Here is a 15,182-nt window from a genome sequence, read left to right as displayed (position 1 = left end):
AACGACAACAGGCCACAACAGGTTAACTGTAAGGTTATTACGGGTTAACGAAGGTCTTCTTCACGCGCGTTGAGCGCTTGAAATAGGGCACCAGAAGCGCCGTTGCCAGCAGCGGAAACAGCAGCTGGCGCACCGCCAGCGCATCAGACACGGGCGAAAAGGCGAAGGCTTTTACGGCCAGCAGCACGGAGACTAGCAGCCAGATAATGTAGTGCTTCGGCACGCTTTTGCGGCGCCTGAAGAATGCGATGGTCAGCCACAGCGTGTAGTACCACATCGCGATCGCGAAAACGAACGACACAAACCAGGTCGCAATATTGAGCGCGCTCTGAGACATCAGCGTCTGGATAGCATGAGGCGTAATCAGTGCAGTGGTATAAAGCAGCAGCGCCAGAGACGCGCTTAATAATGCAACCAGCAGCCATGCCAGCGGGGCGATTAACCAGCCACCAATTCTTTCTCCAGGCAATGCGGTCATAGGCTCTCCCATAGTCTGCGCGAAATGTTATACAGAAATTTGCAGGGCGCAGAGTATATAACATTTCACGCGGATGGCTACTTTCTTATACTACATAACGCCATACGGATTTAGGGACTTCACCTACGTTGAACAGACGACCGCCAGAGACCAGTTCGGCGCGACGGTGATCTGCGGCACGGTACATATTGATGATGTCCTGATTATCCGACAGGGTATAGTTCAGATGGTCAAACAGTTTTTCCAGGCTCTCAAGGGAATTGATTTTGCGAAATTTTAATAAATAGTCCTGAACTGTCATATTAATGAGTTTCCATATAAAAGGGGTAATACCCGTAAAGGTAACGCGTTCGAATAATAAACGGATTAATAAAGACGTAAACTGTCCACTCGGGTAGCGTGACGAAATTAGGAGTTTTCTTTGCGAAGAATCAGGCACCCGTCGATGCCTGGAAGTGAAGGGTAACCCCGTTCATAACGTCAGGCAATACGTGCCATAACGTAAATTGTCACGCTTTATGACGATACCGGATTACTTATGTTGTGCAACGGTCACAGGCTCCGGCGGCTGGTAGTTATCGATATGGCTGGCAACGCCAAGCAACACGACCGACACTCCAAGGACAATCCATCCCGCTAATTCAATGATTCGATTAATTATTGATGCCATAATTTGTGTTTGTAATTTATCCATAAATACAGATTGCAAATGTTACAGCGCCATTTTCCTCAGGGCAAGCGCTTTGGGAACGATTCCCCGGGATAAAAGGCACACTTTTACGGGCCGTAACAAATACCTTTGCCGCAGGATGCTATTTTAAGTCTAAGGGCACATTATTAATCCGTGCGGCAAGCGCAAATGCGGTGGTAAATAAGCGCACGGCGAGGGGGCATATCATGAGTGAAAACATCCGCGTCGGTCTTATTGGCTACGGATACGCGAGCAAGACCTTTCATGCACCGCTGGTTGCCGGTACTCCGGGAATGGAGCTGGCGGCTATCTCAAGCAGCGATGAAACCAAAGTCCACGCCGACTGGCCGGCCGTGCCGGTGGTGACGGAGCCTAAGCATCTCTTTAACGATCCGAATATTGACCTTATCGTCATCCCCACCCCTAACGACACCCACTTCCCGCTGGCGAAGGCGGCGCTGGAAGCGGGTAAACACGTTGTCGTCGATAAGCCTTTCACCGTGACGCTGTCACAGGCGCGCGAGCTGGACGCGCTGGCGCGCAGCCTGGGGCGGCTACTGTCAGTATTTCATAACCGGCGCTGGGACAGCGATTTTCTGACGGTTAAGGCGCTGCTGAATGAAGGCACGCTTGGAGAAATTGCTTATTTTGAGTCGCACTTCGATCGTTTTCGCCCGCAGGTGCGGGACCGCTGGCGCGAGCAGGCCGGACCGGGCAGCGGCATCTGGTATGATCTGGCGCCGCACCTTCTCGATCAGGCCGTTCATCTGTTTGGGCTTCCCGTGAGCATGACGGTCGATTTGGCTCAGCTCAGGCCGGGGGCGCAAACCACCGACTATTTCCACGCCATGTTAAGTTATCCGCAGCGCCGTATTGTGCTGCACGGAACGATGCTCGCGGCTGCGGAATCGGCCCGCTATATCGTTCACGGCGCGCGCGGCAGCTACGTGAAGTTCGGCCTGGATCCGCAGGAGGAGCGTCTAAAAAATGGCGAACGCCTGCCGCAGGAGGACTGGGGTTACGACATGCGTGACGGCGTGGTGACGCGTGCGGAGGGAGAGGTGCTGGTGGAGGAGACGGTGCTGACGCTACCGGGAAACTACCCGGCCTATTATGCCGCTATCCGCGACGCGCTGAACGGTTCCGGGGAAAATCCGGTTCCGGCGAGTCAGGCAATACAGATTATGGAGCTGATCGAGCTGGGAATTGAATCTGCCAGACATCGCGCAACGCTCTGTCTGGCATAAGGCCGTGCCGGGCAGGCCCCGTGCCGCCCGGCACTGGCGTTAACCGCGAGCCACTTTATCCTTAAGCGCCTGCTTCTCTTCAGGCGTAAGGAAGGCGATTTCCAGACCGTTGATCTGAGCCTGGCGGATCTGCTCCCGGCTCAGCCCGGCCTGCGGCGCGGCGATAGTGTATTCGTGAATGATATCCACGCCCTGGACCGCCGGATCGTCGGTGTTCAGTGAAGCCAGCACCCCGTGCTCGAGGAAGGTTTTCAGGGGATGGTGCGCCAGCGATGCCACTGTGCTGGTCTGAATGTTGGAGGTCAGGCAGGATTCGATCCCGATGCGCTGCTCGGCGAGAAAATCCATCAGGGCGCGATCTTCAACCGCTTTGACGCCGTGGCCGATACGTTCCGCACCCAGCTCACGAATGGCCTGCCAGATGCTTTCCGGCCCGGCGGCTTCACCCGCGTGAACGGTGATGTGCCAGCCTGCATCGCGCGCCCGGTTGAAATGGGACAGGAACAGGCTGCCCGGGAAGCCCAGCTCGTCTCCGGCAAGATCGACGGCGGTAATCTGGTCGCGATGCGCCAGCAACGCTTCCAGCTCCTGGAGGCAGGCCGATTCACCGAAGGTACGGCTCATAATGCCGATCAGCCGCGCCTGAACGTCAAAGGTTTTACAGCCTTCACGCACGCCGTCAATTACCGCTTCAACGACGCCCGCCACGGGCAGGCCGTGGGTCATCGCCATATAGCCCGGCGAAAAACGCAGCTCGACATAGTGCAGGCCGTTACGTGACGCATCTTCGATGTTTTCAAAGGCAACGCGGCGGCAGGCGTCGAGAGAGGCCAGCATCTTCACGCCCCAGTCGAGTTTGCTCAGGAAACTCACCAGATCCGGTTCGTTCGAGGTGACCTGAACGTGCGGGAGCAGGGTATCAAGCGTTTCGGCAGGAAGTGTGAGATTGAACTGGCGGCCAAGATCGAGAATGGTTTGGGCACGAATGTTGCCGTCAAGGTGGCGGTGAATATCTGTTAAAGGCAGGCGGGTATCAATCATGGTCGCACTCTTTGCTGGTTAAAGTGCGCCATATTATAAAAACAAATCGAGGTAAAAAGCTATTTGCGCAAGGGAATATTCCGTTGCGCAAATAATTTACAGCAGGGTGTTGATGCCGGCGATCAGCCGCTGAACGCCCTGTTCGAGCTTGCTGCGCGGACAGCCGGCGTTCAGTCGAACGAAGCCTTTGCCCTCATCCCCGTAGGTATAACCCGGCATAATGGCCACTTTTTGCTGTTCGATCAGCACCTTTTGCAGTGCTTTATCATCGATACCTAGCGGGCGAAGATCGATCCAGGCCAGATAGGTTGCCTCGGGCGGCAGCCAGTTGAGCTGCGGGAAAGCGCGGTTTAGCTCGTGGGCAACGTAGCGCAGGTTTTCTTCAAGATAGGCCCGCAGCGCGTCCAGCCAGGGTTCGCCCTGCTGGTAAGCGGCGATGTGGGCGGTGAGGGCCAGCACGGAAGGGGAAGAGAGTCCGTCCCGGCCTTTTAGCGCACTCAGGTAGGCGTTACGGCTGTCGTTATCGGCAATCAGTCCGTAGGCTCCCGTCAGCGCCGGTATATTAAAGCTCTTTGAACCGGAGGTCAGCAGCGCCCATTTACCGCGCGCAACCGCGTTCCAGGGCGTATGGCGATGCGATCCCCAGACCATGTCCATATGAATTTCATCGCTTATTACCGCCACGTTATAGCGTTCGCACAGCGCCGCGATCCCGGTCAGCTCATCCCGCGTCCAGACTTTGCCGGTCGGGTTTTGCGGGCTGCACAGCAGCAGGATGGTGTTTTCAGGTTTTGCCAGCGCGGCTTCGAGCGCGGCCATGTTCCCGTCCCAGCCGCCCGGCGTCTTCTGCATTGGCACCGAAACCACGGTACGCTGGTTGCCTTCGATGGCCTTATAAAACGCATCGTAAGCCGGGGTATGAACCACTACGCCGTCCCCCGGCGAGGACCAGACGCGGATAAGTTCCGAAACCATATAGATGACAGACGGCCCGTACACAACGGTTTCCGGGTCAATCTCGCTGTTAAAGCGCTGGCGGAACCAGTGCGCCACGGCGGCCAGGAATTCATCATTCTTCCAGCGGCTGTACCCTAACACGCCGTGGTTCACGCGCTGGTGCAGCGCATCGAGGATGCAGGGCGCGGTGGCAAAATCCATATCAGAGATGGTGAAGGGCAGCAGATCGGCAGCGCCGAAGCGGTCGGCGACATAATCCCACTGGGTACACCAGGTGCCGTGTCGGTCCACGACGGTAGAAAAATCAAACATCACGGTGCTCCGTAAAATAAAACCCCCTCACAGCGAGGGGGCGAGGCATCAGGCTTCGACGGTTCGCATCAGGGTTGCCAGTTCATCCTTCACTGACTGAACCTGCGGGCCAATGACCACCTGCAAATTGTGTTGATTTAACTGTACCACGCCGATTGCCCGGTTAGCCTTCAGCGCGTTAGCATCGACTTTAGACATATCCGCCACCGACAGGCGCAGGCGGGTGATGCAGTTATCCAGCGAGGTGATGTTATCCGCACCGCCCAGCGCCGCCAGAATCGCCGGCGTGTTATAGCCGGATTTGCCGACGGTACCGGCCACCGCCTGCTCAACGCTGGTGGCGGTATCGGTATCGCGGCCAGGCGTTTTCAGGTTAAAGCGGGTGATGGCGAAGCGGAAGATCCCGTAGTACACCGCGAACCAAATCGCGGCCACAACCGGCACCAGATACCACTTGGTGGACAGGCCGTGCAGGATACCGAATACCACGAAGTCGATCACGTTGCCGTCGGTGTTGCCGATGGTCACACCCAGTACGGCCATTACGGTAAAGCCCAGGCCCGTCAGAACGGCGTGGATGAGGTACAGCACCGGCGCTACGAACAGGAACAGGAACTCGATAGGCTCTGTCGTGCCGCCCACCACGCAGGCGATTACGCCGGAGATCAGCAGGCCTTTAATTTTATGACGATTCTCCGGACGGGCGCAGTGGTACATTGCCAGCGCGGCTCCCGGCAGGCCGCCGAGGAATGCGGGCATTTTACCCTGCGACAGGAAGCGGGTCGCGCTTTCAGAGAAGCCGTGGGTGGTCGGGCAGCTCAGCTGCGCCTGGAAGATGGTCAGCGCACCGCTTACCGAATGGCCGCAGACGTCCATGGTGCCGCCGGCTTCGGTAAAGCGAATCAGGGCCACCAGAATATGCTGTAAGCCAAACGGCAGCAGCAGACGCTCGCCCGTACCGAAAATCATCGGGCCGAAATCACCCGCACCGTTAATGACCCGGCCAATCCCGGCGATCCCCATGGCAAACACCGGCCAAATCAGCGGGATGATCAGACCAAACAGGCCCATTACAACCAGCGTAATGATGGGCACAAAGCGGGTGCCGCCGAAGAAGGCCAGCGCGTCGGGCAGGCGGATGTTGTGAAAGCGCTCGTGCAGCATCCAGATAATCACGCCGGCGATCACCGCCCCGAGGATCCCGGTATCGATGGACTGAATGCCAATCACGCTCTGAATGTTATTGGCTTTCAGCACCGCCGCGTCGGTCGTCGGCAGGATCCCCTTAGCGGTGAGCCAGAAGTTGACCGCGAGGTTCATCACCGCATAGCCAACGAAGCCCGCGAACGCCGCCACGCCTTTGTTCTCGCGCGCCAGCCCCAGAGGAATAGCAATACAGAACATCACCGGCAGGAAGCTGAAGGCGAAGGAGCCAACCTTGCTCATCCAGATGAAGATCGCCTGAAGCACCGGATTACCGAGGAACGGGATCAGGGTAATCACGTCGTGGCTGCTTAACGAACTGCCGATCCCCAGCATGATCCCGCAAAAAGAGAGAAGCGCCACGGGCAGCATAAAGGTTTTACCCAGTTGCTGGAAAAACTCCCACAGCGATATTTTTTGTGCTGCTTTCGCCGTCATAAAACGACTCCTTAAATAGTGGAACGTTATTTACCTGCCTCAATGGAGCGAGAAGATAAAACGTTTTATCAAACTTTAGTGCGCGCTGAATCACATTCCCGGGCTTTCACTGGTAGTATAAAGAGAACATATTGATAAAACGTTTTAGCGATCTCACTATCAGGGAGTCACGCCACCACATGGCTGTAGCGAAAAAGATCACCATTAACGATGTCGCGCTGGCGGCGGGGGTTTCCGTCAGCACCGTTTCGCTGGTGCTGAGCGGGAAGGGGCGCATCTCTCCCGCCACCGGCCAGCGCGTCAACGAGGCCGTTGAGCAACTGGGTTTTGTGCGTAATCGCCAGGCGTCGGCGCTGCGCGGCGGGCAGAGCGGGGTGATAGGGCTGATCGTTCGCGACCTGACGTCGCCGTTTTACGCCGAGCTGACCGCCGGGCTTACCGAAGCGCTCGAAGCGCAGGGGCGAATGGTTTTTCTCCTTCACGGTGGCCGGGAAGCGGAGCAGCTACTGTCCCGGCTGGACATGCTGCTGACGCAGGGGGTAGACGGCGTGATCGTCGCCGGGGCCTCCGGGGTGGGCAGCGAGCTGTGCGAGCGCGCCGCGCAGAAAGGCGTGCCGCTGGTGTTTGCCTCGCGAGCCAGCTATCTCGACGAAGCCGATACGCTTCGCCCGGATAATATGCAGGCCGCGCAAATGCTGACCGAGCATCTTATTCATCGCGGACATCAGCGCATCGCCTGGCTCGGCGGCAAAAGTTCGTCCCTGACGCGCGCCGAACGCGTAGGCGGATACTGCTCAACGCTTATCAAATACGGGCTTCCGTTCCACAGCGAATGGGTGGTGGAGTGCGAGTCAAGCCAGAAGAAGGCGGCGGAAGCGATCGCTACGTTGCTGCGCAGCAGCCCGACCATCAGCGCCGTCATTTGCTATAACGACGTGATTGCAATGGGGGCATGGTTTGGCTTAATTCGTGCTGGCCGCCAGAGCGGCGAGGGCGGAGTTGAAACGTTCTTCGGCCATCAGGTGGCGCTGGGGGCGTTTGCCGACGTCGGGGAAAATGCGCTGGACGATCTTCCCATCGTCTGGGCGACGACCCCGGCCCGGGAGATGGGTTACACCCTGGCGGACAGGATCATGCAGCGGACTGAAAAGTCGGACGTGCAGGCCGGGCACCAGATTGTTGCGGCGCGGTTAGTGACGGTGAAGTAATTCCTGCCGCTTACGTCAGTGGATCCTGCGCCAGCCGCGCCTCCAGGGCTTCCACAAACTTTCTTACCTTAGCGGGGATCAGCCGGGATGTCGGGTAAACGGCCCACACGGCCAGCGCTTCCGGCCGTGTATCCTTAAGAACGATCCGCTCGAGCTGGCCCGTGGCAAACGCGGGTTCAACGTACCAGCGGGACAAATTCGCGATCCCCATTCCCCCCAGGCACGCTTCAAAGATGGCCTCTATAGAGTTAGCCGAAAAACGTCCCGACACTTTTTGCCGGTGGCGGATATCGCCCTGCTCGAATGACCAGTGCATTGTGTCTGAAGCGGTCAGGCAGCTGTGTTCAGCAAGATCGCCAAGCGTTTCAGGATAGCCGTTCGCCGCCAGGTACTCCGCGCTGGCGCACAGGTCGCGGGGGTTTTCGCAAAGCCTATGGGCCACCAGGCGGTTATCCCTCAGCGGCGCGATACGTAAGGCCACGTCCAGCCCATGGCTGACAATATCGATTTGTTCGTCAGTAGCCAGCAAATCGACCTGTAGGGCGGGGTGCTGGCGCATAAAGCCGGGGAGCATCGGGGCGATGATTTTGCGTCCAAACGCCGCAGAGGCGGTGATGCGAAGTCGTCCGGCAAGGTGAGACCCATCGGGAAACAGATCTGCCAGCGCGTTGGTTTTATCCTCCAGAAGGGCATGCGCGTGGGGCAAAAACACCTCGCCATCCCCGGTGGGCGAGAGGGATCGCGTGGTGCGGTGAACCAGACGTACCCCCAGCTCCGCTTCAAGGGCATTCAGCGCGCGGGAAGCCGCCATGGAGCTCATTGACAGCCGACGGGCGGCACCGGCCAGGCTGCCTGCCCTGACAGCTTCAACAAATACTTCAACGTCTTCCAGCTTCATTATATCGATTCTCGTTATACTGGCGTATCAAATCATACATCTACACTATTAATCGTTATAGCGCCATAGTCATTTCACGTCCTGATAAACGCTACATTCGGAGTGAAAATGAAAAAGATAACAACGGCGCTGGCGCTCAGCGGTTTGATTTTTGTTGGTTCAGCGTGGGCGGATGCGCCTGCACAGATTCGGCAGCAGGTTCCGGGCTATTACCGTCTGGCAGTGGGGCACTATGAGGTCACGGCGCTGTTCGATGGCTACAACGATCTTTCGCCATCACTGCTGAAGGGAGTATCCGAGAATAATATTCGCACGCTGCTGGCGCAGCGCCGCATCGATTCCGAACGTATGCCGACGTCGTTTAACGCGTTTCTGATCAACACCGGTAAGCATTTGATCATGATTGACAGCGGGGCGGGCCATTGCGTGCCGCAGACCGCAGGCCAGCTGATCCCGAATATGGAGGCTTCCGGCTATCGCCCCGGGCAGGTAGACGCCATTTTCCTCACCCACCTCCATCTCGATCACGTCTGCGGTCTGAGCGATGCCGCAGGGAAGGCGCTTTTCCCTAACGCTACGGTTTACGTCCCACAGGGTGAAGCTGACTACTGGCTCGATCCCGCTAAAGAGGCGAGTGCGCCTGCGAATGCAAAAGAATATTTCGCCATCGCGCAAAAAGCGTTGTCGTCTTATAGCGCCTCGGGGCGCCTTAAAACCTTCGTTCCGCCCGCGTCGCCGATCCCGGAGGTGCAAACCGCCTATGCGCCGGGCCATACGCCGGGCAGCACCGTTTATCGTTTTACGTCTGAAGGGCAGGCGATCGACGTTATTGGCGATCTCATCCACGCCCCGGCGATCCAGTTTCCCCACCCCGACGTCTCGATTCGCTTTGATGTTGACGCGAAGAAAGCCGTCGCGTCCCGCACGCAGGAATTTAACGCCCTGGCAAAAAGCGGCGAATGGGTCGCTGCTGCGCATCTGCCTTTTCCTGGCGTAGGTCATATTACCGCCAGCGGTCAGGGCTTCAGCTGGAGCCCCGCCATCTATGGTCCCTATCAACGCGCCGCGCTCGTGCCGCTGCTGAAATAAGAGGTTAATTACATGAAAAGTTACACCGTAACAGCTAACGGCATCCGCCAGTTTGTGGTTGAGGAAGGCGAAGGCGCGCCGGTGATCCTCCTGCACGGTTTTCCCGAAACGCATTACGCCTGGCGCTACCAGATGCCGGTGCTGTCCAGGCACTATCGCGTAATTGCACCCGATCTGCGCGGTTACGGGGAGACGGACAAACCCGCTTCGGGCTACGACAAACGCAATATGGCCCGGGATATCCGGGAGCTTATGCGCGCGCTGGGTCTGGAAAAAGTGGTGCTGGTGGGGCACGACCGGGGGGCCCGCGTCGCCACCCGGTTCGCTAAAGATTACCCTGAACAGGTCGATCGTCTGGTGGTGATGGACAACGTGCCAACTCGTATCGTCGCACGCGATCTTAATGCCTCGGTTGCCCGGGCGTACTGGTTCTTCCTGTTCCATCTGGTGCCCGATCTGCCGGAAGCCTTAATTGCAGGGCGCGAGCATATCTGGCTTCGTCATTTTTTCTCAGACTGGACGTACGATCCGTCGACGATTAGCGGTGAGGCCTTTGATACCTACGTTCGCGCGTATCAGGCACCGGGAGCGGTAAGGGGAGCAATGGCGGACTACCGCGCCAACGCCGAAGACGTGGCGCAGGATCTGGACGATGCCGATGTGAAGATTGCCTGCCCGGTTATGTCCTTATGGGGTAATGATTTTCACGCAGTGGGTAAACTGTTCGATATGCGAAGCGTTTGGGCAGAAATGGCGGATGACCTCAGAGCGCATGCCATAGAAGAGTGTGGGCATCTGCCGCAGGAGGAACAGCCGGAGAAAGTGAACGCGCTGCTGATGGATTTCCTGGAGGGCTGGAAGGGATAAGCGGCCAAAAAAAGCCCCTCATTGAGGGGCTTGGGTCGATTACTGCTGCGGTACCGCCGGCGGCACTGCCGGGGCAGCCGGTTCCGGCATGCCCAGGGTCGGCATACCAAACATGCCGACAAAGTCCTCCAGCGGCATTTTGTCGCCGTTAAGCGTTACCTGACCGTTGGCGTATTGCAGGCTGGTGGAGATAGTGTTGTCTTCCACCTTCGTGATGCGGAACATCTGGCCCATCGCCGCCAGGCCTTTCACCTGCTGGTTCGCCAGCTTGCCTGCATCATCCTCACCGTAACCCTCAAGCTTCGCGATCTGCGTCATGAACTCGGTCGCCATATCCATCGGGATGGTGAGCTTGCTGTCGAGCGACTTCACGCTGCGGTCAACTTCCTGTGCCAGTGTCTGCGGCTCACCGGTGGCGGCCGCCGGATCCTTCAGGAACAGGGACAGGTTAAGGTTGGTTTCGCCCTTCGCGTTTTTCCAGCTCAGCGGCGCTACGGTAATAACCGGTTCGCCTTTCAGCAGAACAGGCAGGTTATTAAACAGCACCGCCATGGCCTGCTGCTGGTAAGCCTGCGGGTTCTGCTGCAGCGCGGCATCGGTCAGCAGGGCCTGGCTCTCTTTGCTGTATTTCTGGCTAAACTCGTGCCACGCCTTGCCGTCAATATTGCCGATTTTGAGCGACAGTTTGCCGGTACCCAGATCCTGGTTCTGCACCTTCAGGCTTTTCAGGCCGTAATCCAGCTGGGTGTTGATGCTTTTACCGTCTTTGGAGACGTCGGACTTGCCGTCCAGCTCCATGCCTTCCAGCACGGCCATCTCTTTGCCTTCAATCGCAATGGCGATTTTGTCGAGGCTCAGCTTCTGGTCACCAATACGCTCGGCAAAATCGGTCATACGGCTGTTGCCGCTCGCTTTAAGGTTGTTAAAGGTGAGCTGGACCTTCTGGTTGTACTCATTGACTGAGTTAACCAGACCGCTTTCCGCCTCGCCGGTCAGCGAGACGTTTTTGCCGTCACGATCGGCATCAAGCTGGAAATTACCGCCGCTGAAGGCGACCTTGTCGGTGCCTTGTTCGTAATTCAGCGCTTTCAGGTCGATATCAGAGCGCGTGTCGCCGGCATAGCTGATGCGGGTATTAATCTCAAACGGAGATTCATTTTTCGCCATGTCGAAAAGCGGCTTCGTCACGTCGTTATTCACCAGCACGGTTCGGGCCGACGCCATGGATGGGATCAGGTTAAACTTTTTCAACTGCGCCAGCGGGAACGGACCGTGGCTGACCACTTCATCCAGCACGACGCTCTGGCCCGGCTTCAGCCAGGCATTCTGATTCCCCGCCACCGGCTTCACCACCACCTGCATATGGCTGGTAAACACGCCACGCTGGTAGTTCTGGTAGCTCAGCTCCAGGCCTGCTTCAGGCGCGCTGCGCTTAATCTCGCTGTTTGCCTGCGCCATCATCTCTGCCAGACGGCTTTCCAGCTGTTTCCCGGTATACCAGGAAGCACCTGTCCAGATCGCGCCTAAAGCAACAATCACTCCTACCGCTACGACCGATTTTTTCATTGCGATTATCCCTAAAATGAAACCAGGCGGTGAAAACCGCCTGGTGTTACAACGCCTGTTACTAGCTTAGCAAGAGTTGTTAAAAAATTCAGTAAGTCCCTAAAGCTTATTAAAAACGCGGGCCAGGCGGCCGGTGCCGCTCACCAGGACAGGCGACTCGTTTGCCGGAACAAAGGCGGATTCGCCCGGCCTGAGCACCAGGCGCTGGTCGTCTTTGCGCAGCGTTGCTTCGCCATCCACGCAGAACAGGATCGCCGCGCTCTCCTGCGCAACGGTAGCTTCGGCTGCGCTGAGGTCATGCAGGGCGAAGGCAAAATCGTCTACCGGGATAGGGAAATCCAGCTCTGCGCCATTTTTTACCGGCTGAGTAAGCAGCTCACCGGCAGGTTTAGCCTCGAACTTCACGTTGGCAACCAGCTCAGGGATGTCGATGTATTTTGGCGTCAGGCCCGCGCGCAGCACGTTATCGGAGTTGGCCATCACCTCCAGCGCCACGCCGTTCAGGTAGGCGTGCGGCGTTTCGGCGAACAGGAACATCGCTTCGCCCGGGTTGAGCTTCACCACGTTCAGCAGCAGCGGAGAAAACAGGCCGCTGTCGTCCGGGTAAAACTCGGAAATCACGCGAATGGTGTCCCACGGTTCTCCCTGCTGGCCTCTGAGTGCCGCTTTCAGCACCGCCAGCGCGTGGGATTTTTCCTCTCCCTGCATGCTGAGCAGGCTGGCAAATAGTTCGCTCAGCGCGTCTGCGTTCGGGTTTTCCAGGAAGTGGGCGATAGCCTTGCTGGCTCCGGCGACCGGCTGCAGCAGGGAGACGATCTCGGAAAACTCACGAAACGCGTTCATCGCCAGGAAAGGGGTAAGGGCAAACACCAGTTCCGGCTTGTGGTTGGGATCTTTGTAGTTACGCTCTGCGGCGTCCAGCGGAATACCGGCGGCATTTTCTTTGGCAAAGCCGATTTCGGATGCTTTCTTGTTCGGGTGAACCTGAATGGAGAGCGGCTGGTCGGCGCACAGCACCTTAAACAGGAACGGCAGCTCGCCAAAGCGGTTCGCCACCTTACTGCCGAGCAGCGCGGTTTTGTCGGCATCGATCACCTCGCGCAGGCTGCGGGCCTGGCCGCTGGCATCTTCAATTTTTGAGCTGCTCTTCGGGTGCGCGCCCATCCACAGTTCTGCCATCGGCAGGTTGTTTGGGTTCGCGATACCGTAGAGATCCGTTAACGCAGTTTTACTTCCCCAGGCATAGTTTTGCACCGAGTTGATGAGTTTTTGCATTATCAAGCCCTGATTCATATGTGGAATTAACTGCGCGTATTAAAGCAATAAACCGAATGGAAGTAACCTGCGGATGTAAAAAGTCGTACTAGTCTCAGTTTTTGTTAAAAAATTGTGTAGGATAAGCTGACTCGCTTTTAAGCCGGGCAGCGGAACATCTGCCCTGAATAAACAGACCGAAGCAGTAAGTGAGAGAACAATGTCGAATAAACCCTTCCATTATCAGGATCCTTTCCCCCTCAGCGAGGATCGGACCGAGTATTATCTGTTAACCCGCGATTACGTTTCTGTCTCTGAGTTTGAAGGGCAGGAGATCCTCAAAGTTGACCCGCAGGCCCTGACGCTGATGGCGCAGCAGGCCTTCCACGATGCGTCCTTTATGCTTCGTCCGGCGCATCAGCAGCAGGTTGCCGATATCCTGAGCGATCCGCAGGCCAGCGAGAACGATAAATACGTCGCGCTGCAGTTCCTGCGTAACTCGGATATCGCGGCGAAGGGCATTTTGCCAACCTGCCAGGATACCGGCACGGCGATTATCACCGGCAAGAAGGGCCAGCGCGTCTGGACCGGCGGCGGTGACGAAGCGGCGCTGGCGCACGGCGTCTACAACACCTACACCGAGGACAACCTGCGCTATTCGCAAAACGCGGCGCTGGACATGTACAAAGAGGTCAACACCGGTACCAACCTGCCGGCGCAGATTGACCTCTACAGCGTCGACGGCGATGAGTATAAATTCCTCTGCATCGCCAAAGGCGGCGGTTCGGCCAACAAAACCTATCTTTACCAGGAAACCAAAGCGCTGCTCACCCCGGGCAAGCTGAAGAACTATCTGGTTGAGAAGATGCGCACTCTCGGCACGGCCGCCTGCCCGCCGTACCATATCGCGTTTGTGATTGGCGGCACGTCCGCGGAAAGCACCCTGAAAACCGTCAAGCTGGCCTCAACCAAATACTACGACGGCCTGCCAACCGAAGGTAATGAACACGGCCAGGCGTTCCGCGACGTGCAGCTTGAGCAGGAACTGCTGACCGAAGCGCAGAATCTGGGGCTTGGCGCGCAGTTTGGCGGCAAATACTTCGCGCACGACATTCGCGTGATCCGCCTGCCGCGCCACGGCGCGTCCTGTCCGGTCGGGATGGGCGTCTCGTGCTCTGCGGATCGTAACATCAAGGCCAAGATCAACCGCGACGGCATCTGGATCGAAAAGCTGGAAAACAACCCGGGCAAGTATATTCCGGAAGCGCTGCGCAAAGCGGGTGAGGGTGAAGCGGTACGCGTTGACCTGAACCGCCCGATGAAGGAGATCCTGGCGCAGCTGTCGCAGTACCCTGTTTCAACGCGCCTTTCCCTGAACGGGACCATCATCGTGGGCCGCGACATCGCCCATGCGAAGCTGAAAGAGCGCCTGGACAACGGTGAAGGGCTGCCGCAGTACATTAAAGATCACCCAATCTACTACGCGGGCCCGGCGAAAACGCCAGAAGGGTATGCCTCCGGGTCGTTGGGGCCAACCACGGCGGGCCGTATGGACTCGTACGTTGACCAGCTGCAGGCCAACGGCGGCAGCATGATCATGCTGGCGAAGGGCAACCGCAGCCAGCAGGTAACGGACGCGTGCCACAAGCACGGTGGTTTCTACCTCGGCAGCATCGGCGGCCCGGCAGCGGTGCTGGCGCAGGGCAGCATCAAGAGCCTGGAATGCGTGGAATACCCGGAACTGGGCATGGAGGCTATCTGGAAAATTGAAGTGGAAGATTTCCCGGCGTTTATCCTGGTGGATGACAAAGGAAACGACTTCTTCAAACAGATCCAGTCATCCCAGTGTTCGGCGTGTGTGAAGTAACCTGAAAAAAGCCGGGTGGCGGTTAAGCGTCAGCGCCACCCGACATACTAAAGAGCGCACAAAGCG

General features: G+C 57.5%; 14 protein-coding genes. 5 read left to right on the top strand and 9 right to left on the bottom strand.

What is annotated here, in order from left to right; genetic code table 11:
- Nucleotides 1–37 precede the first annotated feature (37 nt).
- The 3 genes from OWK27_RS02040 to blr form a co-directional block, all read right to left on the bottom strand.
- Nucleotides 38–478, bottom strand: a complete 441-nt coding sequence (locus OWK27_RS02040; RefSeq protein WP_148418877.1) for a DUF2569 domain-containing protein — start codon at nucleotides 476–478, stop codon at nucleotides 38–40.
- Nucleotides 479–563: 85 nt separating this feature from the next.
- Entirely contained in the window at nucleotides 564–779 is a 216-nt protein-coding gene (gene ydgT / locus OWK27_RS02035) for a transcription modulator YdgT (protein ID WP_000217941.1), read from the bottom strand.
- A 231-nt stretch (nucleotides 780–1,010) separates the two neighbouring features.
- On the bottom strand, nucleotides 1,011–1,136 hold the full coding sequence (gene blr, locus OWK27_RS02030) for a division septum protein Blr (protein WP_176611222.1): 126 nt from the start codon (nucleotides 1,134–1,136) through the stop codon (nucleotides 1,011–1,013).
- 239 nt (nucleotides 1,137–1,375) lie between these two features.
- On the opposite strand from blr, the gene OWK27_RS02025 reads away from it, so the two are divergent.
- A complete protein-coding gene (locus OWK27_RS02025; protein ID WP_193356192.1) occupies nucleotides 1,376–2,416 on the top strand; it encodes an oxidoreductase in 1,041 nt (346 codons plus the stop codon).
- Nucleotides 2,417–2,455: 39 nt separating this feature from the next.
- Here OWK27_RS02025 and add read toward each other — a convergent pair whose 3' ends face one another.
- From add to malX, 3 genes are all read right to left on the bottom strand, one after another.
- Nucleotides 2,456–3,457, bottom strand: a complete 1,002-nt coding sequence (add, locus tag OWK27_RS02020; RefSeq protein ID WP_267589710.1) for an adenosine deaminase — start codon at nucleotides 3,455–3,457, stop codon at nucleotides 2,456–2,458.
- A 96-nt stretch (nucleotides 3,458–3,553) separates the two neighbouring features.
- Nucleotides 3,554–4,726, bottom strand: coding sequence for a MalY/PatB family protein (locus OWK27_RS02015; protein ID WP_267589709.1), 1,173 nt, complete (start codon nucleotides 4,724–4,726; stop codon nucleotides 3,554–3,556).
- Between the two features lie 48 nt (nucleotides 4,727–4,774).
- Nucleotides 4,775–6,367, bottom strand: coding sequence for a maltose/glucose-specific PTS transporter subunit IIBC (gene malX, locus OWK27_RS02010; RefSeq protein WP_148418867.1), 1,593 nt, complete (start codon nucleotides 6,365–6,367; stop codon nucleotides 4,775–4,777).
- 179 nt (nucleotides 6,368–6,546) lie between these two features.
- On the opposite strand from malX, the gene OWK27_RS02005 reads away from it, so the two are divergent.
- The gene (locus OWK27_RS02005) at nucleotides 6,547–7,575 is read left to right on the top strand and encodes a Mal regulon transcriptional regulator MalI (RefSeq protein WP_267589708.1); all 1,029 of its coding nucleotides are present in this window, start codon (nucleotides 6,547–6,549) and stop codon (nucleotides 7,573–7,575) included.
- A 10-nt stretch (nucleotides 7,576–7,585) separates the two neighbouring features.
- Here the strand turns inward: OWK27_RS02005 and OWK27_RS02000 are convergent, their stop codons facing one another.
- Nucleotides 7,586–8,473 carry a LysR family transcriptional regulator gene (locus tag OWK27_RS02000; RefSeq protein ID WP_267589707.1) on the bottom strand — a complete coding sequence of 296 codons (888 nt, stop codon included), beginning with the start codon at nucleotides 8,471–8,473 and terminating at the stop codon, nucleotides 7,586–7,588.
- 108 nt (nucleotides 8,474–8,581) lie between these two features.
- Here OWK27_RS02000 and OWK27_RS01995 point away from each other — a divergent pair, with 108 nt between their 5' ends.
- Nucleotides 8,582–9,562, top strand: a complete 981-nt coding sequence (locus OWK27_RS01995; protein WP_267589706.1) for an MBL fold metallo-hydrolase — start codon at nucleotides 8,582–8,584, stop codon at nucleotides 9,560–9,562.
- 12 nt (nucleotides 9,563–9,574) lie between these two features.
- Nucleotides 9,575–10,429, top strand: coding sequence for an alpha/beta fold hydrolase (locus OWK27_RS01990; RefSeq protein ID WP_267589705.1), 855 nt, complete (start codon nucleotides 9,575–9,577; stop codon nucleotides 10,427–10,429).
- A gap of 39 nt (nucleotides 10,430–10,468) precedes the next feature.
- Here OWK27_RS01990 and OWK27_RS01985 read toward each other — a convergent pair whose 3' ends face one another.
- Both OWK27_RS01985 and manA read right to left on the bottom strand, forming a co-directional pair.
- On the bottom strand, nucleotides 10,469–11,995 hold the full coding sequence (locus OWK27_RS01985) for a YdgA family protein (protein ID WP_176610499.1): 1,527 nt from the start codon (nucleotides 11,993–11,995) through the stop codon (nucleotides 10,469–10,471).
- 99 nt (nucleotides 11,996–12,094) lie between these two features.
- Nucleotides 12,095–13,270: a mannose-6-phosphate isomerase gene (gene manA, locus OWK27_RS01980; RefSeq protein WP_148418856.1), complete on the bottom strand. Its 1,176-nt coding sequence runs from the start codon at nucleotides 13,268–13,270 to the stop codon at nucleotides 12,095–12,097.
- A gap of 199 nt (nucleotides 13,271–13,469) precedes the next feature.
- Here manA and fumA point away from each other — a divergent pair, with 199 nt between their 5' ends.
- Nucleotides 13,470–15,116 carry a class I fumarate hydratase FumA gene (gene fumA, locus OWK27_RS01975; RefSeq protein WP_176610497.1) on the top strand — a complete coding sequence of 549 codons (1,647 nt, stop codon included), beginning with the start codon at nucleotides 13,470–13,472 and terminating at the stop codon, nucleotides 15,114–15,116.
- Nucleotides 15,117–15,182 lie beyond the last annotated feature (66 nt).

This window comes from Enterobacter cloacae complex sp. 2022EL-00788 (genome assembly GCF_026627565.1).
Classification (GTDB): domain Bacteria; phylum Pseudomonadota; class Gammaproteobacteria; order Enterobacterales; family Enterobacteriaceae; genus Enterobacter; species Enterobacter pasteurii.
This window is presented reverse-complemented; position numbering and strand designations above follow the sequence as displayed.